This is a genomic window from Enterococcus sp. AZ109 (assembly GCF_051714625.1).
Lineage (GTDB): Bacteria > Bacillota > Bacilli > Lactobacillales > Enterococcaceae > Enterococcus_A.
Genome location: NZ_JBIOSF010000001.1, coordinates 1181003 through 1206247, shown reverse-complemented (window position 1 = coordinate 1206247; position 25245 = coordinate 1181003). Strand labels below are relative to the sequence as shown.

18 protein-coding genes are annotated in these 25245 nt (G+C 40.8%); 14 read left to right on the top strand and 4 right to left on the bottom strand.

The window, feature by feature from the left end; all coding sequences use genetic code 11:
* Positions 1-153 precede the first annotated feature (153 nt).
* The 8 genes from IGI42_RS05750 (at position 154) to dinB (ending at position 10549) form a co-directional block, all read left to right on the top strand.
* Entirely contained in the window at positions 154-2199 is a 2046-nt protein-coding gene (locus IGI42_RS05750) for a heavy metal translocating P-type ATPase (protein ID WP_438714870.1), read from the top strand.
* Positions 2200-2366: 167 nt separating this feature from the next.
* Positions 2367-2810 (top strand): CopY/TcrY family copper transport repressor, encoded by a 444-nt coding sequence (locus IGI42_RS05745; RefSeq protein ID WP_438714869.1) that lies wholly within the window; start codon positions 2367-2369, stop codon positions 2808-2810.
* Positions 2811-2851: 41 nt separating this feature from the next.
* Positions 2852-3061, top strand: a complete 210-nt coding sequence (gene copZ / locus IGI42_RS05740; RefSeq protein ID WP_438714868.1) for a copper chaperone CopZ — start codon at positions 2852-2854, stop codon at positions 3059-3061.
* A gap of 39 nt (positions 3062-3100) precedes the next feature.
* Positions 3101-5239, top strand: coding sequence for a heavy metal translocating P-type ATPase (locus IGI42_RS05735; protein ID WP_438717015.1), 2139 nt, complete (start codon positions 3101-3103; stop codon positions 5237-5239).
* A gap of 17 nt (positions 5240-5256) precedes the next feature.
* Positions 5257-7347: a heavy metal translocating P-type ATPase gene (locus IGI42_RS05730; RefSeq protein ID WP_438714867.1), complete on the top strand. Its 2091-nt coding sequence runs from the start codon at positions 5257-5259 to the stop codon at positions 7345-7347.
* 236 nt (positions 7348-7583) lie between these two features.
* Positions 7584-8705, top strand: coding sequence for a hypothetical protein (locus tag IGI42_RS05725; protein WP_438714866.1), 1122 nt, complete (start codon positions 7584-7586; stop codon positions 8703-8705).
* 41 nt (positions 8706-8746) lie between these two features.
* The gene (locus tag IGI42_RS05720) at positions 8747-9274 is read left to right on the top strand and encodes a type II toxin-antitoxin system Phd/YefM family antitoxin (protein WP_438714865.1); all 528 of its coding nucleotides are present in this window, start codon (positions 8747-8749) and stop codon (positions 9272-9274) included.
* Positions 9275-9427: 153 nt separating this feature from the next.
* On the top strand, positions 9428-10549 hold the full coding sequence (gene dinB, locus IGI42_RS05715) for a DNA polymerase IV (protein ID WP_438714864.1): 1122 nt from the start codon (positions 9428-9430) through the stop codon (positions 10547-10549).
* 142 nt (positions 10550-10691) lie between these two features.
* Here dinB and nrdG read toward each other — a convergent pair whose 3' ends face one another.
* The gene (gene nrdG / locus IGI42_RS05710) at positions 10692-11294 is read right to left on the bottom strand and encodes an anaerobic ribonucleoside-triphosphate reductase activating protein (protein WP_438714863.1); all 603 of its coding nucleotides are present in this window, start codon (positions 11292-11294) and stop codon (positions 10692-10694) included.
* A 215-nt stretch (positions 11295-11509) separates the two neighbouring features.
* The gene (gene nrdD / locus IGI42_RS05705) at positions 11510-13705 is read right to left on the bottom strand and encodes an anaerobic ribonucleoside-triphosphate reductase (RefSeq protein ID WP_438714862.1); all 2196 of its coding nucleotides are present in this window, start codon (positions 13703-13705) and stop codon (positions 11510-11512) included.
* Positions 13706-14090: 385 nt separating this feature from the next.
* Here nrdD and IGI42_RS05700 point away from each other — a divergent pair, with 385 nt between their 5' ends.
* Entirely contained in the window at positions 14091-14879 is a 789-nt protein-coding gene (locus tag IGI42_RS05700) for an ABC transporter ATP-binding protein (RefSeq protein WP_438714861.1), read from the top strand.
* Positions 14848-16869 (top strand): FtsX-like permease family protein, encoded by a 2022-nt coding sequence (locus tag IGI42_RS05695; protein WP_438714860.1) that lies wholly within the window; start codon positions 14848-14850, stop codon positions 16867-16869. The genes IGI42_RS05700 and IGI42_RS05695 overlap by 32 nt, the downstream gene beginning before the upstream one ends.
* 54 nt (positions 16870-16923) lie before the next feature.
* Here the strand turns inward: IGI42_RS05695 and IGI42_RS05690 are convergent, their stop codons facing one another.
* Positions 16924-17691 carry an SDR family NAD(P)-dependent oxidoreductase gene (locus tag IGI42_RS05690; protein ID WP_438714859.1) on the bottom strand — a complete coding sequence of 256 codons (768 nt, stop codon included), beginning with the start codon at positions 17689-17691 and terminating at the stop codon, positions 16924-16926.
* A 344-nt stretch (positions 17692-18035) separates the two neighbouring features.
* Here IGI42_RS05690 and IGI42_RS05685 point away from each other — a divergent pair, with 344 nt between their 5' ends.
* The 4 genes from IGI42_RS05685 (at position 18036) to IGI42_RS05670 (ending at position 23583) form a co-directional block, all read left to right on the top strand.
* Positions 18036-19526, top strand: a complete 1491-nt coding sequence (locus tag IGI42_RS05685) for a PucR family transcriptional regulator (protein WP_438714858.1) — start codon at positions 18036-18038, stop codon at positions 19524-19526.
* Positions 19527-19660: 134 nt separating this feature from the next.
* Entirely contained in the window at positions 19661-20953 is a 1293-nt protein-coding gene (locus IGI42_RS05680; RefSeq protein WP_438714857.1) for a cytosine permease, read from the top strand.
* Between the two features lie 4 nt (positions 20954-20957).
* Positions 20958-22049 carry a DUF917 domain-containing protein gene (locus IGI42_RS05675; protein WP_438714856.1) on the top strand — a complete coding sequence of 364 codons (1092 nt, stop codon included), beginning with the start codon at positions 20958-20960 and terminating at the stop codon, positions 22047-22049.
* On the top strand, positions 22042-23583 hold the full coding sequence (locus tag IGI42_RS05670) for a hydantoinase/oxoprolinase N-terminal domain-containing protein (protein ID WP_438714855.1): 1542 nt from the start codon (positions 22042-22044) through the stop codon (positions 23581-23583). The genes IGI42_RS05675 and IGI42_RS05670 overlap by 8 nt, the downstream gene beginning before the upstream one ends.
* A gap of 78 nt (positions 23584-23661) precedes the next feature.
* Here the strand turns inward: IGI42_RS05670 and IGI42_RS05665 are convergent, their stop codons facing one another.
* Positions 23662-25119, bottom strand: a complete 1458-nt coding sequence (locus IGI42_RS05665; protein WP_438714854.1) for an amidase — start codon at positions 25117-25119, stop codon at positions 23662-23664.
* Between the last annotated feature and the right edge of the window lie 126 nt (positions 25120-25245).

Genomic DNA, 25245 nt, shown 5'->3' with positions numbered 1-25245 from the left:
GTTAGAGCTGTCAGTAATTGGCAGCTTTTTTATCATAAGAAAAGCCTGTAAAATGTAAAGGATTTCTTTTTTGTGGTTGACATATGAATATGTGATCATATATAATAAGTTATGAGGAAGTATTCATATGTTAACAGGAAGAAGGGACGAATTATGGAAAAGACATATCGCCTAGATGGACTGGATTGTGCTCATTGTGCTGCGAAAATTGAGCATGCAGTGCAGGGGATTAATGGTGTGAAACGAGCTAATGTTGATTTTATGACCACCAAAATGATTATTGAGGCACCAGAAAAAGAAATGCCTAGGATTTGTGACGAGGCAGAGAAAGCTGTACATCAATTTGAGCCTGAAGTTGAATTGAAAGATCTAACAGCACCCAAAGAAGAAGAGAGTCAAACGGGGAAAATCATTCAGATTCTCGTTGCGCTTGTTGCTACAGTAGCTTTAGTACTGCTTAACCCAGCGATGCCTTGGAAATTTGTCGCTTACCTAGCCGTGTATCTATGGATTGGTTGGGATGTGCTGAAAACAGCGGCGACTAACATCTTGAAGGGACAAGTCTTTGATGAAAACTTTTTGATGTCAGTGGCAACTATTGGTGCATTAGCGATTGGTGAATATCCTGAGGCTGTCGGTGTTATGCTCTTTTATCAAGTAGGTGAATTCTTCCAAGATTATGCAGTGAATCGTTCCAGAAAATCCATCAGCGCCTTGTTGGAAATCCGTCCCGATTATGCCAACCAGCTGATTGATGGAGAGGTTAAGAAAGTTGCACCAGAACAAGTCAGAGTAGGAGATACTATCATCGTTAACCCCGGCGAACGGGTGCCTTTAGATGGAGAAATTATCGAAGGACAGTCTTTTGTGGACACGTCGGCTCTTACTGGGGAATCAGTTCCTAGGAAAGTTGTCGCCGGTGAAGAACTCTTGAGCGGGTTCGTGAACCAAAGTGGCCGCTTGACGGTGAAAACTACGACTACTTTTGGCGAATCAACCGTTAATAAGATTCTGGATTTAGTTGAAAATGCTAGCAGTAAAAAGGCACCGGCTGAGAACTTTATCACCAGTTTTGCTCGTTATTATACGCCAATTGTTGTTGGACTTGCCGTACTATTGGCAGTTATCCCACCGATGGTACTTAATGAGCCGTTCCAAATGTGGATTTATCGGGCATTGACCTTCTTAGTCATTTCATGTCCATGTGCATTAGTTATTTCAGTACCGTTGAGCTTCTTTGGCGGTATTGGTGGCGCAAGTAAAGCTGGTATTTTGATTAAAGGGAGCAATTACATTGAACGTTTAGCTACGATTGAAACCGTGGTTTTTGACAAAACTGGAACCTTAACTAAAGGTGTCTTTGCAATTCAAAAAATGGAAACAACCATGGATCAGGAAAAATTCCTGCAGGGTGTGGCGAGTGTTGAACAAAATTCCAGCCACCCAATTGCGCAGTCTATTTTAAAAGCCAATCACGCGCCTTTGTTGCCAGTGTCTACATTAGAAGAACGGGCAGGATACGGAATCGATGCAGTAGTAGATGGTCAACATTATTTAGTAGGAAATGCTAAGTTACTAAATCAAGCTGGTGTATCCTTTGAACCAGTCAATGAAATCGGTACGGTGATTTATGTTTCGATCGATCAACAATACGTTGGTTACTTGCTGATTGCTGACGAACTGAAAGCAGGCGTATCAGAAACAATGGTTGAGTTGAAACAAGCAGGGATCAAACAAACAGTGATGCTAACCGGTGATAACAAGAATATTGCTGAAGCAATTGGTAATGAGATCGGCATTGATAAAGTTTATAGTGAACTATTACCAGCTGATAAAGTGGAGCAATTAGAAAAAATATTGGATCAAAAAGTTGCTTTCGTCGGTGACGGCATGAACGATGCGCCAGTTCTTGCGCGAGCGGATCTGGGGATTGCCATGGGCGGCCTAGGCAGTGATGCCGCAATTGAGGCGGCGGATGTCGTGATTATGGATGATCAGCCAGCTAAGATTCCAACTGCAATCAAAATTGCCCGTAAAACGATGCGAATTGTTAAACAAAATATTGTGTTTGCTATTGGTATTAAAGTATTCGTATTACTATTGGGGGCTTTGGGTATTGCTTCAATGGGCGCTGCTGTCTTTGCCGATGTAGGTGTGACAGTACTAGCTGTCTTGAATGCGATGCGGTGTTTGAAATAGAGAATTAAATCATTAAAGGACCAGACAGTCCAACGAGACTAAATTCGTTGGACTGTCTTTTTTCTGCAAAAAAATTTTAAAAAATGCGAGGTTATTCCTTGACCTTTTCCAATTACAATTGTAAACTGTATTTGTAATTACAATTGTAATCGGAAAGGAGGGGCGAGATGTCTGTTACGTTAGAACCAGTAAAGATCAGTGATTCCGAGTGGGAAATCATGCGCGTTGTTTGGACACTGCAAGCAGCCACGGCACAGGAAATTGTGGATGTTTTAAGCGAAAGCAAGGACTGGAAGCCGGCTACCATCAAAACGCTGCTAGGACGCCTAGTAAAAAAAGAAGCTTTAAACACTGAACAAGAAGGAAAAAAATACATTTACTACCCTAATGTCAGTGAAGCTGAAACGGTACAAAGTGCCACGGAGAATTTATTTTCCCACATTTGTGCCAAACGAATCGGCCATACGATCGGTGAGCTGATTGAGCAAGCGGACTTAACTAATGAGGACATTGCTTTTATTCAACAGCAATTAGCTGATAAACAACCAGTAAAAAATATTGAATGTAACTGTATCCCTGGTCAGTGTGAGTGCAAACACCATGGTAGCTAAAGATATAAAATAAAAATATATAAAATGGAGGAATGGATATTATGAAACAAAAATTTACTATTAACGGAATGAGCTGCAACCACTGTGTCGCAACAGTTGAAAAGGCGGTTAATGAACTACCAGGAATTCAAAAGGTAAAAGTGAACTTGAAGAAAAATGAAGGTGTCGTAAAATTTGACGAAGCACAAGTAGATGCTAAACAGATCGCAGAAAAAGTTACGGCGGCAGGTTTTGATACTGAGGTGGTTTAATTGTCAGAAGCGACGGTTGAAACATATGTAATCACAGGGATGACCTGTGCCAATTGCTCGGCTCGGGTAGAAAAAGAGCTGAAGGAAACACCTGGTGTGGTGGAAGCTACCGTGAATTTGGCAACGGAAAAGGCCACCGTTCAATTTGGTGACAGCCTGACTTCGGATCAGATTATTCAGCGGGTGGAAAACATCGGCTATGGCGCCATCATTTTTGATGACGAGCACAAGCAAAAAATTGCCGAAGAAAAAGCTAATTATCTGAAAAAGATGAAGCGGGACTTGATTGTCAGCGCTGTGCTGACTGCGCCCTTAATGATCGCTATGATTGCAATGCTTCTAGGCAGTCATGCCGGATGGGTACATTTCTTCCATCTTCCTTGGGTGCAGCTGCTGTTAGTCACACCGGTTCAATTCGGGGTAGGCTGGCGTTTTTATCAAGGGGCTTATCATGCCCTGAAAACGAAGGCACCCAATATGGACGTGCTGGTGGCGATGGGAACATCGGCGGCTTATGCTTTGAGTATTTATAATGGCTTTTTCAATCCCAATAATTCCGATCTTTATTTTGAAAGCAGCGGAATGATTATCACCTTGATCTTATTAGGGAAGTATTTGGAACAAAAGGCCAAAACCAAAACCAGCGAAGCAATTAAGCAGTTGATGGCTTTGCAGGCCAAAACGGCAGCTGTTTTGCGGGATGGACAGGAAGTAACCATTCCGATTGAAGACGTGCAGGTAGACGATATTGTCTTAGTGCGACCAGGAGAACAAATTCCAGTAGATGGTTTGATTGTTTCTGGGCAAACAACCATTGATGAAAGCATGCTGACGGGTGAAAGCTTGCCAGTTGATAAAAAAGTCGAGGACTCCGTTTTCGGCGGAACCATGAACACTACTGGAACCATTCAATTAAAAGCGACTCAAGTTGGCAGCATGACGGTGCTTTCCCGCATCATCCGGATGGTGGAAGAAGCTCAAGGTCAGAAAGCACCGATTCAGCAAATTGCCGATCGAATTTCGAAAGTCTTTGTGCCGACTGTTTTAGGTGTAGCTTTGCTTACTTTGGTTGCCACGGGTTTGATCACTGGCGATTGGCAGCAGGCGATTGTCCACAGTGTTTCGGTATTAGTAATTGCTTGCCCTTGTGCTTTAGGTCTAGCAACGCCAACAGCTATCATGGTGGGAACTGGCTTAGGTGCTAAACACGGCATTTTGATTAAAGGCGGCGGTGCACTAGAAAAAATCGCCCATTTGACGACAATCATTTTAGATAAAACAGGAACCATCACCGAAGGGAAACCAGTAGTCACTGAATTTGAAAGTAAAACACCAGATGCCTTAGCGATTTTAACCAGTTTGGAGAACCAATCAGAGCATCCGCTGGCTAAAGCGATCGTAGCCTATGGCAAGCAAGAAACCAACCTTTTACCCGTCAGCCAGTTCGAAAGTTTGACAGGTTTGGGAATAGTTGGTGAAATAAATAGTGAAGAGTATTTTGTCGGTTCAAAACGAGGAATTACTGCCCGTGGATTTTCATTGGCGGAGTGGGAAAAGATGCTGGATTTAGAGGCAGAAGGTAAAACAGTTATGTTCTTAGCTGATAGCCAACAGGTCTTAGCCGGAATTGCGGTGAGTGACCAAATCAAATCTTCCTCTAAGAAAGCAATTCAAGAATTGAAGAATCACGGCATCAAAGTCAAGATGGTTACTGGCGACAATCAACGAGCAGCTGGTTTTATTGGCCAGCAGGTTGGTTTGACCCCGGAAGAAATCGTCGCAGAAGTACTGCCGGAAAATAAGGCGGAAGTTGTCCAAGAACTTCATCAAACCAATGAATTAGTTGGTATGGTGGGCGATGGAATCAATGATGCGCCCGCACTAGCATTGGCCGATATCGGTATTGCCATGGGCAGCGGAACAGATATTGCCATGGAAACAGCCGATGTTACGTTGATGAACAGTGACTTATCTTCCATCAGTCAAAGCATCCAATTATCAAAGCTGACGTTGAAAAAAATTAAGCAAAATCTTTTTTGGGCGTTTTTATATAATGTAATTGGCATTCCTTTTGCAGCATTAGGATTTTTGAATCCAATTATTGCCGGAGGAGCTATGGCTTTTAGTTCTGTTAGTGTTTTGATTAATTCCTTGAGTTTGAACCGGAAAAAAATATAAAACCGGAGGGATTAGCAATGAAACAAGAGTCAAAGGAACAACATGCAAGGCACCATGAACATCACGATCATCAACAAATGAATCATTCCATGGAGGACATGGATCACATGCATATGGACCATGGCGATCATGGTGATATGGGAGGGATGGATCATTCGATGCACATGGGGAATTTCAAGCAGAAGTTCTGGATTTCTCTTGTTTTAGCCATCCCGATTATTTTACTGTCGCCAATGATGGGGATTAATCTTCCCTTCCAATTCACTTTCCCTGGTTCTGATTGGGTAGTCTTAATTTTAGCGACAATCTTATTCTTCTATGGTGGACAGCCTTTCTTTTCAGGAGCAAAAAGTGAACTGAAAGCCAAAAGTCCTGCTATGATGATGTTGATTACTATGGGAATTACAGTAGCTTATGTTTATAGTTTGTATTCTTTTATAGTAAATTGGATTAATCCTGAGGCGCATGTGATGGACTTTTTCTGGGAGTTAGCCACCTTGATTGTCATCATGCTGCTAGGCCATTGGATCGAAATGAATGCAGTGTCGAATGCCAGCAGTGCGTTGCAGAAATTGGCAGAGCTCTTACCTGATGAAGTAAACTTGCTGCAGGAAGATGGCAGTACCAAAGAAGTTAAGCTGCAAGAAGTTAAAACGGGCGATCAATTACTGGTAAGAGCTGGCGACAAAATGCCAACCGATGGCAATATCATTAAAGGCTCCACCACGGTTGACGAATCTGCAGTAACCGGTGAATCCAAAGGTGTCAGCAAAAATGTCGGAGATAAAGTTATTGGTGGTTCGGTCAATGGCAACGGCACAATCGAAGTGGAAGTTTCTGGCACAGGAGAAGATGGCTATTTAGCCAAAGTCATGAAAATGGTACGTCAGGCTCAAAGTGAAAAATCTAAGCTAGAATCGTTATCCGACAAGGTTGCTAAATGGCTCTTTTATATTGCGTTAGCAGCAGGGATTATTAGTTTTGTCGTTTGGTTAGTGGTTGCTGATTTACCAGAAGCCTTAAATCGGATGGTAACGGTCTTTATCATTGCCTGTCCCCATGCGTTGGGCTTAGCAATTCCGTTAGTCATTGCTCGTTCAACTTCTTTAGCTGCCCGCAATGGCTTACTGCTGAAAAATCGTCAAGCGTTGGAGCAGGCGAATGAGATGGATTATATTTTCTTGGATAAAACAGGAACTTTAACAAAAGGTGAATTTACCGTAACTGGCGTAGAAGTACTTGATTCCTCAATTGATAAAGAAACTGCACTGAAATATATCGGCGCCTTAGAAGCCCAGACCAATCACCCCTTAGCAATTGGCGTGATGAATTATTTGAAGAAAGAAGATATTACACCGGCACAAGCTAATGATGTGAAAGCCATCAATGGAGTAGGTGTTGAAGGAACGGTTGAGAACAAACAGGTTCTTTTAGCTAATCAAAAAGAAATTGAAAAACGTAGTTTAACGATTGATGAAGATCAGTTGACACGTTACCAACAGCAAGGCAACACGATCTCCTTCTTATTGATAAATGACAAACTAGCCGCTATCTTTGCATTGGGGGACACCATCAAAGATGATGCTAAACAATTCATTGCTGATTTGAAGGCTAAAAGCATTCAACCAGTGATGTTGACTGGTGATAACAATGAAGCAGCAAAAGCTGTTGCTAATTATCTTGGCATGGATGAGTTTTATGGTGAATTACTGCCAGACGACAAAGAAAAAATTATTAAGTCGTATACCGAAAAAGGGAAAAAAGTCATGATGGTGGGTGACGGTATCAATGACGCACCTTCACTGGCGCGGGCTACCATAGGAATGGCGATTGGTGCTGGAACAGATATTGCGATTGATTCAGCCGATGTCGTTCTAACTAACGATAATTTAGCAGACATTTTAAGATTTATTCAATTAGCTAACAAAACACGAAAAAAAATGATTCAAAATCTGTGGTGGGGTGCAGGCTACAATATTGTCGCTATTCCCTTGGCAGCTGGCGTCTTAGCACCGATTGGTATTTTGTTAAGTCCGGCATTAGGAGCAGTACTAATGTCATTGAGTACAATAATTGTCGCCATAAATGCATTATTATTAAACGTCTGAATTAATTTTCAGGCGTTTTACTTTTTTTATTAACAAGAATTAAAAAAGTTCAATCGGTACGTCTGTTTGTTTATGCTATGGTTATTTCAAGGGGGGAGAGTATGTTTTGGAAGAGCATAACAGAAAAACAAACAAGCCGTTATCTAACGATTCTAACTTTATTAAAAAATAGGGCGTATCCACTAGAAAAATTAGCCTATGAAGTAAAAATCAGTAGCAAAACGCTGCGGCGCTACTTGTGGGATTTAGAAAAAACATATCACTTGAGCTTTGAAAAGAAAAATCTAGTTGTCTGGAAAGATTGGCATAAATACAAAGCTTGCTATCAGCAAATACTTCGTGAAAGTGAGCAGTTCCAGCTTTTTTACAAGGCGTTATGGCAAAAGCCTTTTGATCAAAAACGATCGGTTATTCGGCGTTTAAATGATTGTCTGTTGCCATATAACTTATGGGTTGATTACCAGCAGCAACGAATAACAGGACCTATCCCACTGTTGTTGCGATTGCAGTTAAGATATATACAGGAATTCACCGTGTATTATACTCCTGAAGAGTTATCAAAGTGCTGGCAATCTTTAAAATTACCACCAATAACTAATAAGGAATTCGAAACATGGAGGCAGCTTATTGTCGAACCAGATTCTCTAGCAGCATTCATAACCAGCAGAGGTCTCCCAGAAAAATTGGGCTGCTTGCTGTATTTTGAATACCAGATATTTGACGCAAAGCGCCGTCAAAAATTCTATGAAAGCCACAAAGAACAAAGCACGCTTCTCTACCAGGCCACTGATCGGGTGACAGCAATCGTTACAAATGCGGTAAAGATAGAACGAGAATTTACTGAAATTTTACGAATACGTTTTTTCTATTTACTTTTGGAAATATGGCTAGGAGTTCCCGCAGCTTATTTTAGCAGTGCTCAACGGCCACCAAAAAGTTTAGACCAGTTAGCTGCAGCCAGTAAAAAAATAAAGCGGGAATTGAACCTATTTTTCAATTGTACAATTGAGGAATTAGCTTTGGCATTATACTCTGTTTTGAAACGTATATCACCAGATAGTCTAGTCGAACCGGCATTTTCTTTGGGATTAAAGCTTGACGGTTCTTATGAAGAAACTCAGCAACTTTGCTCTCAGTTAAATCGAGCTATTCAATTAAATTACCCAGTTATTTTTTCTCCAGTCTTAGAAGATAATTCACTCAATTACGACTTGTTAATTATTGAAGGTATTCCCCCAGCTGCCGATGTTGTGGAAGAAGCAATTTATTTAGATGACATTTCTTTTAATGAACTAGTCGACTTAGCAGATCAATATTTTTTAAGTAAAAAGAGCGAGACTGCCTTTCCATTTCCCTAATATGCTATAATTGTAAGAACGAGGCTGAAGGGAAGAGAGATATGGAATTGAAGAAACTAGATGTTCCCACATCTTCCATCACGGAAGTGAAGAAATCACCAATGGATGTTTTTGCGCAGGCGCGCAAGGCTGGAACAGGTGTGTATGTCTTTAACCGCGAAAAGATTGCGGGCGTGATGCTGACTAAAGAACAGTACGAAGAACTACTGGAAGAATTAACAGAATTACGGGATAAACAACACCAGCCAGTTGAACGTGAATTGCCGGTTCCGGAAGAATTAGAAGAATTAGCTGCCGCTTTGCGTTCTGCTATTGCTAAAGGTGCAGTTGTTTCGGTACGTCACTTAGATGAACGAATGGTTGCGATGGGTTTCATCACTAAAAAAACTGGTTTCGGTGGTGTAACGGAATTGCTGCGGGAATTGAATGAAACAGGGAAAATCATTTATCAATTAAGACGTCGGGAAAATAATAAAATCATTTATGCTGAAATTACGGCTGAAATGGAAGAACTACCTCGTGGGACAGATAAGTTACTAATTCGAAAAGTAAACTTAATTGAACGTTAGGCAGTTTTAGACTGTGAGAAACACTCGAATTAATTTTCGGGTGTTTCTTTTTTTTAGATAGCCATCATGCTTCATTAAAAAAATAGGTAGTTACTCATTTGTCACTGAACGCACGTTCGGGTATAATAGAGAGGTAAAGGCAGGTGATACGTGATGGCAGAGCTGTATTTTCCTTTGAAAAATGATACTTCTAGAAAAATTATACATATTGATATGGATGCTTTTTTTGCATCGGTGGAAGAACGGGATGATCCAGAGCTGGCAAAGCATCCGTTAGTCATCGCGCGCCATCCCTCGGATACTGGTGGCAAGGGAGTAGTAACCACTGCCAACTACAAAGCACGAAAATATGGCATTCACTCGGCAATGAGTGCACAAAAAGCTTACGAACTTTGTCCCCAGGCCATTTTCAAGCCTGGAAATCACGAAAAATACAATGCAGTCTCTAAGGAAGTTCGTGAGGTCTTTCATCGCTATACTGATGTCATTGAACCCGTATCGATTGATGAAGCCTATTTAGATGTTACTGTAAATAAGATGGGGATTCGTTCAGCAATTAAAGTAGCACGCATGATTCAACGTGATATTTGGGATGCGGTACACTTAACTTGCTCAGCAGGGATCAGTTACAACAAATTTTTGGCCAAGCTAGCTTCTGATAATCATAAACCAAGAGGAATGACAGTGATTTCACCAGATGAGGCAGTGTTGTTTTTAAAACAGTTGCCGATTGAAAAGTTCCACGGTGTCGGCAAGAAAACCGTGCCGAAGATGAATGAGCTAGGCATTTTTACTGGTGCTGATTTATATGAAAAGAGTGAAATGTTCCTAATTCAGGAATTTGGCAAGATGGGTTATTCTTTGTATCGGAAAGTCCGTGGAATTCATGATTCACCGGTTTCGGTTACTCGGGAACGAAAATCGGTGGGCAAGGAGCATACTTATGGTCGATCACTGACAACCGAAGAAGAAGTTTTGGCTCAGTTGCGCCAATTGGCAGAAAAAGTGGAAGGAGCTTTGCGGCGCGTTCAACGACATGGAAAAACCGTCGTAGTTAAAATCCGCTATACTGATTACACAACAGTAACCAAGCGCATAACGTTGCCTTATTACATAATAAAAAAAGAGGATCTGTTTTCTCAGGCCCGCTTAATCTGGGAAGAAGTGGGCGGGGTTGAAAAAGGTATCCGATTGTTAGGAATTACCTTAACCAATTTAGATCCAATGGCTTACGAAAATATTGTTTTGCCTTTGTGGGAAGAACGTACTTATTAGCAACAATCACATCAGAAATTTTGGTGTTGTTAAAGAAGAAATAAGGTGCCCTTTAAATGGAATTACAGCAAGAGACAAGGGGATAGTATCGGAGGTCACAATAAACAAACCGGATGCGCGCTCAGTTGCGTCCGGTTTGTTTTTAAATTAAGTTGTCTCTTTTCACTTGTTCAAAAGCTTTATTTGAGTCGTGAAGCTTTTCCCAAATTACAACTTCACCTTTTGCTAAAGATTGTTTCACATCAATGATTCGCTGATTAGAGCTACCGCGAAACTGCAGCATTAAATTCTTCTTGTTAATGTCGAAACGACCATCAACTAAAATATCAATCTTGCTTAACATTTCGAGCTTATCCTCGCTGTCTACTAACAGTTCCTCAAAAGTATAGCCGCTCCAAGACCAAATATCTTTTGTTTCACCAAATTCAGCGTGCAATCGATCAATCAACTGCAAACAGACTTGGGTATTTAAAAAAGGTTCTCCTCCCAGCAGGGTAATTCCTTGTACATAATCGTGGACGGTATCTTTGATGATCTGCTCTTCTAGCTCCTGAGTATAAGGTTTGCCATAGTGGAAATTTTGCGCAGCTACGTTAAAACAGCCTTCGCAAGCAAAGGGGCAGCCGCTGACATATAGGCTGTTGCGTACACCTTCACCATCGACAAAATTAAACGCTTTGTAATCAGCAATATAGTGTTGACTTAATTCGCTAGCCAACCATTCTTTGGGCTGCGGATTTCGCAATTGTTTCACCTAATTTCTTTGAAGAAGAGGTTGTGACGGAAGTGTTCAGCTCCGAGAAATAAGCCGGATAATCCGAAAATAGCTGCTCATATTTTTGTGATTATCCGACTCATTTCCGAAAGAGCTACTTCAGTTACACCTATTATACGGTTTTCAGTGGCTGTGACTTAAAACGTCACAGCCACTTGGTTTATTCATTTTAATTTGCTTAGCCTTTATTGATTCATGTGTTTAACGCGTGAAGAAATTTCTTTGTGACGACCGTGAACCATAGGACGTTGTTGTGGGTTGCCTAGGTAACCACAGGTACGTTTCACCACATCACAAGATTTCGGATCGTGATTTCCACATTGTGGGCATTCGAAGCCGCGTTTAGTTGGTTTGAAATCACCTTCAAAGTCGCATTCGTAGCAGCGATCGATCGGTGTGTTGGTACCAAGGTAACCGATACGGTCGTAGCCGTAATCCCAAACTGCTTCTAAGGCTGTTGGATTTTGCTGCAACACAGGATATTCGCAATAGTGTATGAACCCACCTGAACAGTATTTAGGATAATCCTTTTCAAAGTCCAATTTTTCAAATGGCGTGGGGTTCTTACGGACATCATAATGGAAACTATTCGTATAGTATTCTTTGTCTGTAATGTTATCAACGATGCCAAAACGTTCTAAGTCTAGACGACAGAAGCGGTCAGTCAAGCTTTCACTTGGTGTTGAGTACACACTGAAGTGGTAGCCGTATTCGTTGCCCCATGAGTCTGTATGTTGCTTTAAGTCTTTCAAAATATCTAAGGTAAATTCTTTGGCTTTAGGATCATTTTCCCAGTCACCACCAAAGAAGGCCGCCGCCGCTTCGTACAAACCAATGTAGCCTAATGAAATAGTTGCGCGTTTATTCTTGAACAATTCATTCACAGAGTCGTTGCGTTTCAATCGTTTGCCAAATGCACCATACTGATACAGGATTGGCGCATTTGCTGGGATAGCTTCTTTACAACGTTCGATACGGAAAACTAACGCATCTTTAGCTATTTGCAAACGTTCTTCCAACAGGCTCCAGAATTTACTGCGGTCGCCAGCAGCTTCCATGGCAATTCGTGGCAAGTTCAGCGTTACAACACCTAAGTTCATCCGGCCAACGTTGATTTCTTTGCCGTCTTCGTCTTTCCAGCCCTGTAAGAAGGAACGACAACCCATAGGTACTTTGAAACTACCAGTTAGTTCAACTAATTTATTGTAATTCAAAATATCCGGATACATGCGTTTAGTTGCGCATTCTAAAGCTAATTGTTTCACATCGTAGTTTGGATCAGTAGCTTCCAAGTTTACCCCACGGCGCAAAGTAAAAATTAGTTTAGGGAAGATCGCTGTGCGCTTTTCAATTCCCAGACCGTTAATCCGAATTTGTAGGATAGCTTTTTGGATTTCTCGTTCAAACCAATCTGTGCCTAAACCAAAACCAAGTGAGGTGAATGGTGTTTGTCCGTTGGAAGTGAACAGGGTATTGATTTCATATTCCAGACTTTGCATCGCATCGTAAATGTCTTTACGGGTTTTTTGTTTAGCATAGGCTTCACGCCGGTCTGGATTTTCAATCCATTCTTCGGCATCTTTCATGTGCTTGTCAAAGTTCAAGCGCGCAAAAGGTGCTAATAATTCGTCCACCCGGTCAGCTGAACAGCCGCCGTATTGGCTAGAAGCTACATTGGCAATAATCTGTGAGATTTGCGCAGTAGCCGTTTGGATTGATTTTGGACTTTCCACATCGGCATTCCCGATTTTAAACCCATTGTTTAACATGCCCTCGAAGTCAATCAAGCAGCAGTTGGTCATTGGGGTGTATGGATGGTAATCCAAATCGTGGTAATGAATGTCGCCTTTTTGATGGGCGTTGGCCACGTGAGGCGGCAGCATTTTCAAACCAATCGATTTGCCAACGATACCGGCAGTTAAATCCCGCTGGGTATTAAAGACATCGCTGTCTTTATTCGCATTTTCGTTTACAACAGATTGATCCTTGTTAATCAATTTGCCAATGGTAAAGTTAATGTCAGTTGCTTTGCTGCGGGCAAAGTCTCGTTGGGTCCGGTAGTTAATGTATTCCTCTGCCAATTCGTATTCATTGCTCTCCAGTAAAATGTGCTCTACAATGTTTTGAATTTCGTAGATTTTTACATTATCTGTGAACCGTTGGGCAAGCTCTCCGTCTATTCGTTCAACAATTGACTGGATGCGTCCGTGGGCCAAAGGATCAATTGTGCCATGGATTTTTGTCTCTGCTTTGATCAATGCATCGTAAATTTTTTGATCATCGAAGGCCACATGGCGGCCGTCGCGTTTGATGACTCTCATTTCCTTGAGAGTTGGTTGAACTTCGCTAGCTAAAGCGTCGTTGGTTCTCATTTCCATCATATCAACCACTCCATTCCTCTAAATTTCACTTCTTTATCATATAGTATTTTTTACTAGGTTGCAACGATATATAGTGGCAAAAATGCTTAAGAAAAGAAAAAACACACTATATATAGTGTGTTCTGAAATGAAAAGCTCAATGAAAACTACAGGCCATCGCCTTTGTTTTTGTGAAAAATAACGCAAAAAAAATTTGACCAATTTCTGACCAGATGACAAATTTGTCAGACAATCACTAGTCGTTGGTCACCTTATTTAGCCTTAGATATGATACCATAAAATGGAAGGATAAAACAGAAAAGTTCTGAGGAAATAGACTAATAATTTGTTAAAGGAAGTGAAAGGCTGATGCTAGCAGGCTTTGCTAGTCTTAAGCTTAAATAATATGAAGAAAATGATTGATGTGCAACATCTAAGTAAGAGCTACGGTGCTCGAACAGACAAAGTTAATGTATTAAGCGATCTAAATTTTTCGATTGAAGAAGGAGAATTTGTCGGAATTATGGGACCAAGTGGCGCAGGGAAAACTACCTTGATGAACATTTTATCTACTATATTATTGCCTACAATGGGGACTGTGAAGATTGATGGTCAGGATATCACTCAGATGAAGGACGGCCAAATGACCGATTTTCGGAGGGAAAAGCTCGGCTTTATATTTCAAGAGTTTAATCTGATTAATAGCTTGAGCGTAGCAGATAATATTTTGCTACCCCTGACAGTTGAGAAAATGTCTTACGAACAAATGCAACACCGTTTAACTCATTATGCTCGTATCTTGGGTATTGAAGGGATTTTGTCTCGTTACCCCGAAGAAATCTCGGTGGGGCAGCGTCAACGAACAGCAGCGGCTCGCGCCTTAATCACGCAGCCAAAAATTATTTTTGCTGACGAGCCGACTGGATCACTGGATTCGAAATCATCAGCGGATTTTTTACACTATTTAGCTGAAATCAATTTGCATGAAGATACAACGATTTTAATGGTTACGCATGATCCGTACACTGCTAGTTACTGTAATCGCGTACTTTTTATTAAAGATGGGCGTTTCTTTTCGGAAATCGTTCGTCGATCCTCAAGGCAAGCTTTCTTTGAGAAAGTGATAGATATGCAAGCAACTATTGGTGGAGGGGGGAAAACAAATGCTGATCAGATTGGCCTGGAAGAGTTTTAAGAAACAGGCTAGAGGGTATTTGTTGTTTTTCTTTAGTATGGTTTTTGCCGTGATGGTCTTTTATTCTTTTACCACCATGACTAATGAACAATTGCTGCAACGCAGTGCCGATACCACGCGCAATGTTATTTCGATGCTGGCTTTGGGCAATATGATGATTGTCTTTATTTTAATTTTCTTCATGCTGAGTGCTAGCCGATTTCTGATTGAAAATCGCCGTGAAGATATTGCTATTTTTCATTTGTATGGATTGAAGTATTATCAAATTTGCTTAGTCTTTATTTTTGAGCTGCTGTTTATCGGATTGCTTTCCTTTGTCAGCGGGATTTTGCTAGGAATTCTATTCTCACGGCTGTTCAGCATGATTCTGTTAAAGGCCATGGATCTTTCCTTACAGGTTACTTTTTTCTTTTCAACTAGTGCGGTTGCCGGGACGGGGTTGGTTTTGCTGGTGGTACTGGGTCTAGTTTCTTTTCAGACTTTATGGCTGGTCTCCAGCTATAAGTTAACTTCTAAGCGGAAGGAAAGAAAGCTCCACCGTCAGATTTCTAAGTTGAATGGCTGGAAAAATGGATTGGCTGTATTAGGTGTCACAATGCTGTTGCTTGGTTGGGCTGCGGCTGTCTACTATTTGACTATCGTAAGATCCTTGATTGAACGAGTCGGCTTTCTATTAGCTAATTTTTATACGATGATTGGCATCTTTACGTTGTGTGTAGTGGGCACCTACCTATTTTATGGTTATACTCTGCGTTGGTATTATAGTCGGAGAACCAAAACTAGTTATCAAAATCTACGTCTGCTTTCTCGCAGTGACAGCCTGTTTCGCTCTTACCGTGAACGAAATTTCTTGGGGTCGGTAACGATTCTGCTTGGACTGGCGCTAACTTTTTTAGGCGCTACTGCTGCCATGGTCTCGATTCAGATGGGGGGTGTGCCAGAACTAGCACCCGTTTCCTTAATGATGGATCATGAGGCCTTTGAAAAAATTCAACCGACACTTGAACAGAAGCTAACTTATGAGCATCAAACACTGACTTTTAAAACAGTTGGCGGATTGCAGAAGCTGGAATTTCCTGGTGAAGGAGTAGAGGAGCGACCCGAACCGATAGATTTAGTCGCGTTGTCTACTTATCAAAAGTTCCGCAAACTTAGTCCCAATCTGGCTCCAATAAGTTTAAACAGTTCTGTGTCAGCCGTGATGATGACACCATTTCAAACGATTTTCAAGGATTATTGGCATTACAGTCGGGATGTTCATTTGGTGGGTAGAAATTTGACTATTCAACAACTGGAAACGAATTATCTAGGTGATCCAACACTACGCTATGCCCGAAATTTATTAGTGGTGACTGACAATACCTTTGAAAACATCCAAGGAATCACTTACCAAATTGACGCAGTTGAAGTAGCTGATCAACAAGAAGACGTTTTGAATCAGTTAATAGCAAAAAATATAGAAGCCGATTGGATTGCACCAATTACTGCTGACTTAAATTGGCAGAACCAGCAGCTAACAGGAGAGGTTGTCGCAGGGGACTTTGGAGCAGAAAATCTTGATACGTATACTTCTTACCGCAGCAACTACACCACTTATCAGGAAACTTATCGGAAAAATCGTAGCAGTTCTGGTCTGTCGTTATTTGTCTTTACCTTTGTGGTGATGACCTTTATCATTATCACTGCCAGCACCGTCAGTTTGCGTCAATTGTCAGATACGAGTGAACAAAAAGAGCGTTACCGTTTGTTGAAACGTTTGGGGATTGGCCAAAAGAATTTGGAGCAGCTTATTTATCGAGAAAATCAGATGTTGTTCTTCCCACCAGTGCTTTTAGGGATGATCCATAGCTTTTTTGCCATCTATGTTCTTTCACAGGTGGTAGAAAGTGCCAATTATTGGTTTGTTTATCTATTCTTTGGAATCTTGTTTGTAGTTTACAGTATTTTCTTCTATTTAACATATCGCTATCAAAAAAAATTGCTGCTATAGAAAACAAACGCAGGCTGGGCTATCCAACCTGCGTTTGTTGCATCATTTATGAACCTACACAATCGCTCCGCCGCCATCAACAACAATAAATTGTCCAGTTGTATAGCTGGCACCATCACTTGAGAAGTAAATAATCGTTCCGTTCAATTCACCCTGTTTTCCAGGACGGCACATTGGGTTTGTACCATTGTATAAATTCAGGAAATCATCTGATTTAAACAAAGTATTTTCAGTCATTTCTGATTCGAACAAACCAGGTCCGATAGCGTTAACGGTAATATTGTATTTACCGTAAGAAGCAGCCATCCCTTTAGTTAAGCCCAGTACAGCTGACTTGCTGGCATTGTAAGAATGACGAATGAAGACATCTGCCTTGTCAGCAATAATAGCATTGATGGAAGCAACATTGACGATTCGGCCGTATTTGTTGTCCATCATATGAGGAACTACATATTTGCTTACCAAGAAAATCCCCTTGACGTTAACATTCATTGATTTGTCGAAGTCTTCAACGGATAATTGGTGCACACCACCGCCAACAGCGATTCCGGCATTGTTTAACAAAATATCCAAGTGTCCGAAATGATCAAATGCTTGCTGAATACCTGCTTTAACGCTTTCTTCATCGGTTACGTCCATTTTAATCGCTAAAACGTCGCGACCCATTTCCTTGATCTTTGCAGCAACTTCTTCTAGGCGTTCCAGTCTTCTTGCCAGTAAGACAACATCTGCGCCTGCTTCAGCGTAGGCGATAGCAGCATCTCGTCCCAAACCACTGCTGGCACCAGTAACGACTGCAACTTTTCCTGTTAAATCAAACATGTATACATCCCCTATCTATTATTTTAATAACAACTGTCAAGATCAACAATTGCCCTTATGAAAAGGTTACCAAAACTTTTGACTAGTTGTCAATACACCTAGTCAATTAAAGTTTTTTAGGGAAACGGCTGGTTCGGATCACTATTTTTTGTCGATCTTACTAACACATGAATGATCTTGAATAAATTATTATTAGTGAAATTACGTATGTTATGGTTTAATTTAAAGAAACTAAGTAAAGAAATCTATCAACCATTTTAGTACGAAGTGCAGACTCATATGTCTCAAAGATTTTATCGTGTTAGGAGACTGTTCGGCTTGATGTGCAAGAAAGGAATGATCCCATGAATGTAAAAGATATGCTAAAAATTCCATCTATGAAAGGTGCTAGGGTGTTATCCGGTGAGAATCAATTGGAGCGATTAGTCACGACGGTTTCTGTTTTAGAAGTTTCTGAGCCAGAGGCTTATGGAAAAATGCCTCTTAAAGGGGAGTATTCGGGGAACGAATTCGTTATCACTTCTTTTGCTCAAATCGCTGATAATCTTCAAAAGCAGCTAGAGATTGTTTCTATTTTACACCAGCATAATCAACTAGGGATTATTCTTTATTATGTAGGAATTATCATGCCAGAAGTATCTCCCCAGTTGATCAAAAAAATGGAAGAGCTTCAAATGATCTTGATTATTATGCCAGAAAATCGGATGGAACTGCGATATAGCGAAGTCATTACCGAAGTGTTGACGTATGTAAACAGCGAGGATTCTTGGTTGATAGAGCAGCAAGATATCCTGATGGAAACTATACGTAATTTACCCCAAAACCAGCATCAAATTGAAACGGGGCTAAGCATTTTATCTGATAAGTTAAAGTGCAGTCTTTTTTTGCTGAACGAGGAACAAGAGATACTGGTTTCAAAATCTTGGCCTAGGAGTTTAGATCAGCATTTGAGAGGGTATCTTCAGCAATCGGATGCAGCAAAACAAAAAAATGCAGTGATTGAATTGCAGCAATTACTTTATTTTTATACGAAAACACCTTTAGAATTGCCAACATTGCACCATGGATACTCATTGTCTGTTTTTAGAAAAGAGCCATTGTCAGATTCTCAGTTGTGTAGTTTACAAAGGATGATTGAAGGAATGATCAAGTTTTTTGGAGAAGAGCAATTGTTGAATACTAGCCAGCAATTCTTTTTTGCTTGTCAAACAAAGGACTTTAACATGGCTGAGCTCTTAGCAAAAAAAGCTGGAATCCGCGTGAATCAACCGTTAGATTTCTACTGTTTTTACAAGGAGCAGGGTGAAGGACGCTTAAAAGAGTTAGTCAAAGAATACCAAAACAACTTATATTACCAAGATGCAAAATTTGAATGGTTGATAGGGAATTCGACGAGTATAAAAAAAGGTGAGCAATCAATAACAGAGACTCCTGCTGAGTTCTTATTTCAAGCCAAACATATCTCTTCTTTCGCAATTGTCCATCAGCAAATGCAGCTGATTGAGAACAATTTGAACGATCTAATCCGGGTGTTTCCGAAAGCATCGGTGTTTGTTCCTGAAGATCTAAGTTTATTGATGGATGTAGGAACTAATTTTGTTCCTATTAAGTTACTTCAGTATCTAAAAGAAGCAGAGATGATCGAAACCTTAGCTGCCTACTTTTTAGATTATGATGAAAGCATAAATCAAACTGCTGAAGCACTATTTCTGCATAATAATACGATAAAATATCGTCTTAAAAAGGCGCAAGAACAATTAGATGTGTCTTTTTCACATACTTCCTCTCGTTATCTATTGGTAAAAAGTTTGATTCATTATCGTAAATATTGTTGATATAAAGAGTCGTTTGTCGATATTGACAAATGACTCTTTTGTTTTTAGTCGCTGAAACATAGCTATAGAAGAAGGTCTTAGCTATAATGTTAAAAATATTTATTTGTCAGAAAATTCAGAAATGAGGGGGATTTATGGAAGAGGTTGTAGAAAACAATACGGGAAATTACGAGAGAGAGCGGGTGCCAGAAAGTCAGCGGAAACGTTGGTTGTCCATTAGCATGGTTTGGATTGCTATCGGGATTGATCTATCTGGTATGTTCATGGGTGTTTCTTTGTCTCAGGGAATGGATTTTTGGACTGCTATTGCGGCGATAATGGTTGGTTCTATTGTTTTAGGTATTTTGGCAATTGGTGCTACTTATGTTGGAGCGAAAGCTGGCTTGTCTACGGGGATGATTTCTCGAGTAGCCTTTGGCAAAAATGGCGCAGCCTTGATGGGATTAATTATGGGGATATCATCCTTAGGTTGGTTTGGTGTACAAATCGGCTTTTTTGCGGAAAATATTCGTGGTGCGATTGCTCAATTGACAGGGGCTTCTATGCCGTTATGGCTACTTTCCTTAATTGGTGGTGGTCTGATGATGCTCTCGGCTTTTTGGGGCTATCAAGCGATTGAAAAGCTGTGTACGTATTCGGTACCTTTATTGGCTGTATTAATCATCGTTGCCACAATCATGTCAATTAGCAACAATGGAACTTCCGGTTTAGCTACACCGCCTCAAGGAACGCCAATCACTTTTGGTTTAGCGGTTTCTTTAGTTATTGGGGTTTATATGGTAGGAGTCGTCATGGCACCGGATGTTGCACGTTGGGCACAAAACCCGAAAGAGGCAATGATTGCTGGATTTATAGGTTTTACAGTAGGGAATAGTTTTATGATCATTATCTCGTTAATTTTGGTGAAAGTTATGGACACTGCTGATTTGACTGCCGTATTCTTTGCCTTAGGATTGGGGATCCCATCAATTTTGGTACTTACCTTAGCCCAATGGACGACTAATACCAATAATCTCTATTCTGCTTCATTGGATTTTTCGATCGTTTTTCGTAAGGTAAATCCTAAACTAATCACAGTGATTAGCGGTACATTAGGTATTCTAATGGCTATGTTGGGGATTTACGGGAAATTCGAAACCTTTCTTTCAATTATCACTGTCTTGGTCTCACCAATTGCGGGTATTTACATGATTGATTATTTTTTCTACAAAGAAAAATACGAATTTTCCTATGAAAGTCAATTGAAAGATTATTATCCCATTGCGATCATTTCTTGGGTGGTCGGCAGTATAGTTGCCTTTATGACAAGTGCCCCACCTGCAGGTTTTGGCTTATTCACAATGACAAATATCTCAGCCTTGGACGGCATTATCGCAGCAGGGATTTGCTATTTTATTTTAACGAAACTAACTAAAGGACGGAATTAAGAAAATGGAATGGATCACAGTAGATGATTTAAATGATATTGCTACAGGAGCAACACTGCTAGGAACCGGTGGTGGTGGAGATCCTTTTGTTGGTAAATTAATGGCACTTCAGGCATTGCAGAAATATGGACCGGTAAAAGTTTTAAGCGTTGATGAGCTGGATGACGAAGCGATGGTTATGCCGGTAGGAGCGATTGGAGCGCCTTCGGTTTCAAATGAAAAAATTGCTGCCGAGGAAGAAATTTTCGCACCAGTTGAGGCTCTAAAAGATTTTTTCCAAGAGAAGACACAAGCAATTATGCCGATTGAAATCGGTGGAGGAAATTCATTGTTGCCGATTGCTTGTGCCGCAAAAATGGGTTTACCGATTGTAGACGCTGATGCAATGGGACGCGCATTTCCAGAATCACAAATGGTAACTTTCTTTCTGAAGGGCTACCAACCAGAAGTGGTTGCAATGGCAGACAGCCAGGGAAACCGGGTTATTTATTACCCTAAAAATGGTGAATGGTCAGAAAAGATCGCTCGTTCGATTACTGATGTCATGGGTGGAAATGCGAATATGGTCGATAATGTATTTCCAGGAAAAGTCGTAAAAGAATGCGGAATTCGAGGGACTTTAAGTCTAGCTAAGAAAATAGGAGAAACTTTGTTCCGCTTAACTGACTCTGCTGCGCCAGTAGACGGTTTGTTAGATATGCTACAAGGGTACTCACTTTTTGAAGGGAAGATCAATCACATTGAACGCAACGTTGAAGGTGGTTTTACTCGTGGACGTACAACATTAACTGGTATTAATAAAAACAAAGATGAAGAATTAGAAGTTCTTTTTCAAAATGAACTATTACTAGCGAAAAAAAATGGAACAGTCGTCGCTTCTACACCTGATTTAATTTGTGCTTTAGACCATGAAACAGGACGACCAATCACAACAGAAACATTACGATATGGTGCTCGAGTTCATATGATCGCTCTGCCTTGTGATCCAAAGTGGCGAACGACTCGCGGAATCGAAGTCGCCGGACCCAAATATTTTGGCTATGATATTGATTACGTTCCAGTGGAGAACTTGATGGGAGATAATGCAAATGTATAGACTTGGGATTGACGTTGGCGGAACGAATACAGACTGTGCGATTTTAGATGAACAGCTGCAATGCGTTGGGAAAGTAAAGAGCCCTACAATGGAAGATGTGAGTCAAGGAATCGATCTAGCTATTCAAAAGGTATTACTAAAAACGAATATTCCAGCGGAAGAAATTAAAGTTGTTATGTTGGGAACCACCCATTGTACAAATGCAATTGTTCAACGCAAAGAGTTAAGCAAAGTTGGAATCTTACGACTAGCAAAGCCAGCAACTACTTCAGTTGAACCGATGGTGGGCTGGCCTGAGGATCTTGCCGCTAAGATGGACTGCCGTTCTTTTATTGTTGCAGGCGGGTATGAATACAATGGTGATAAAATAGCTGAAATCGATGAAGCAGAAATCCGCGAAGCTTGTCAAGAATTGAGAGGGAAAGTGGAGGCTGTTGCGATAGTTGGTGTCTTTTCCCCAGTGAATGATCAGCAAGAGCGACTTGTTGCTGAAATAGTGACGGAAGAACTAAATGTACCAGTCACACTTTCTAGTGAAATTGGTTCTGTAGGATTACTGGAGCGAGAAAATGCTAGTATTCTAAATGCCGCTTTGACGAAGACTATTGTCGAAATGGTTCAAGGCTTGCAACAAGCTCTCATGAAAAATAAACTTTCAGCAGATGTATATATTTGCCAAAATGATGGTACATTAATGAATTTATCCAAAGCATTAAGTTATCCTGTGTTAACAATTGGTTGTGGACCGACCAATTCAATTCGGGGGGCTGCACATTTGAGCGGCTTAAAGAATGCACTTGTAGTAGATGTTGGTGGGACGACTACTGATATTGGTGTTTTGAAGAAGGGATTTCCTCGTGAATCTTCTTTAGCAACAGTTATTGGTGGTATTCGTACGAACTTTAGAATGCCGGATGTATTGTCCATTGGACTTGGTGGTGGAACGATTATCACTCAAGATGAAGCAATCAAGGTAGGACCTGAAAGCTTAGGCTATCGTATTTTAGAGGAAAGCTTATCATTTGGAGGGAAGACGCTTTGTGCGACGGATATTGCTATCGCTAATCGTCAAAATCACGAAGTAACAGGTGCGCAATCACCGCATTTGGATGAAGGATTAGTAGCTGGTGCCAAAGAAAAAATTAAGGAGTTAATCGAAGATGCAATTGACCAGATGAAAACTGATAGTGGCGAGGTACCAGTCATTCTAGTTGGTGGTGGAAGTATTATTTTACCCCAGAAAATGAGTGGTGTTTCAGAAGTGATCATTCCCGAAAATTATGATGCGGCGAATGCGATTGGTGCTGCTTTAGGTGAAGTTTCTGGCGAAGTGAATTCGGTCTATTCATTAGAAGGAACGACGCAAGAGGCAGTGGTAGCCCAAGCACTTCAAACAGCAGAAAATGCGGCGGTGGAAGCTGGTGCAGCCAAAGAAGCATTAGCAACGATTTCTATTGAAGTGATTCCATTGGCTTATTTACCCAAACAGGCTGTAAATGTTAAAGCCAAGGTTGCTGGGAAATTATCTTTCTAATGAATGTAGTTAATGAAAAAATGGCCAGACAATTATTTGTCCAGCCATTTTTCATTTTATCATAAACGAATTCTTGCTTTATTCTTTATAGGTCTCAGGTAGAATAAAGGATTTCTGAGTCTCTAGTTGACGACCGATTGCTAGTAACAAATCTTCCCGTCCCTTTGAAGCCATGAATTGAATTCCTAACGGCAGACCTTCAGCTGTCAGATGCGTAGGTAGACTGATGCCTGGTTGACCTGTCAAATTAGCCAGTTGGGTAAATGGGGTAAGAGCCAAACTTTTTTCAAACATATCATAGACCATTTTTTCTAACTGATCTTCATTAAGTTTTTCAGCGTCAACCAAAGTTTCACGAATAGTATTGCTTTGCAGATCTTCATCAATTCTTGGTGCGGAAAAGGCCGTAGTTGGTGTTAAGAATAAATCATATTGAGTAAACAACTCTTCCATGGCAGCAGCAGTATGGTCCCATTGGTTTAGGGCCTGTACATATTTCTTCACAGGCACCTTTTCGCCATATTGATAAATTCCCCAGGTCATTAATTCCATATCATTTATAGTAAGTGGGTGGCCCAATTGTTGTTGAATACCGTCAAACATCGCAGAGGTTTCAGCAGCATTCATTAAATAATAGTTTTGAATCAACTGGTGTCCATCAACCGGCCAAGTAATTTCTGTGACCACATGTCCTAAGGCAGTAAGCTGCTTTAAGCTGCTTTCCACTGCTTTTACTGCTTCGTCTGAGACAGGAGTGCCAACTGGAGAGCCTGTCAGATAAGCAATCTTTAGCGATTTTGGAATTGCGTGTTGCTGCCATTCATCTCTCGGAGGATGATACGGAGCTGCTTTGTCATTTCCTCGTAAAGCATAGAATAATTTTTCCGTATCCCGCATAGAAACAGTCAAGGCAAAATCAATGGAGGCTCCTTGCCAGCCACGCCAGCCTCCTGGACCTGTTGGTATTGTTCCACGAGTAGGTTTTAGCCCAATTAATCCGCAAAAGGAAGCAGGAATTCGAATCGATCCCCCACCATCACTAGCCCCAGCAATGGGAAATAGTCCGCTGGCTACAGCCGCTGCCGCACCGCCGCTGGAACCGCCAGGTGAATAAGCGGTGTTCCAAGGATTTCTTGCCGGTCCATAAAGGCTTGGATCCGTAATATTTTTAAAGCCGAATTCTGGAGCATTGGTTTGTCCAGCAGGTATAAAGCCTACTTCCTCTAATTTTTTTACAAAGTTGGCAGTTTTTCCAGCGAATGAGTCAGCAAATAATCGCGAGCCGCTAGTAGATTTCCAACCAGCTTTGTCTTGACCAGATAACATTTTCAAAGTGATTGGTACACCAGCGAAAGGGGAATTTTCTTTGAACGAAATGCTCTCGACTTGCTGCTGTAATTCCTCAAAAGACCATTCCACTAAAGCATTCAGGGTCGGATTGTGTTTTTCTATTTTTTTATTTAACTCGTTATAGTATTCAGGCAAGCTTATCTTCTTATCTTTGAATTGCTCGCTCCAATAAGTTGCATCCTTCATAAAATTCCTCCTACAAATAGTCTGTTTTTAGTATAGCATGAGGGGCATTTCTCTTTATGGAAATAATGGAAGAAATATAGGTTTGGATTTATAGAAGGATTATTTATAAAAATGCCGACCTTCGAA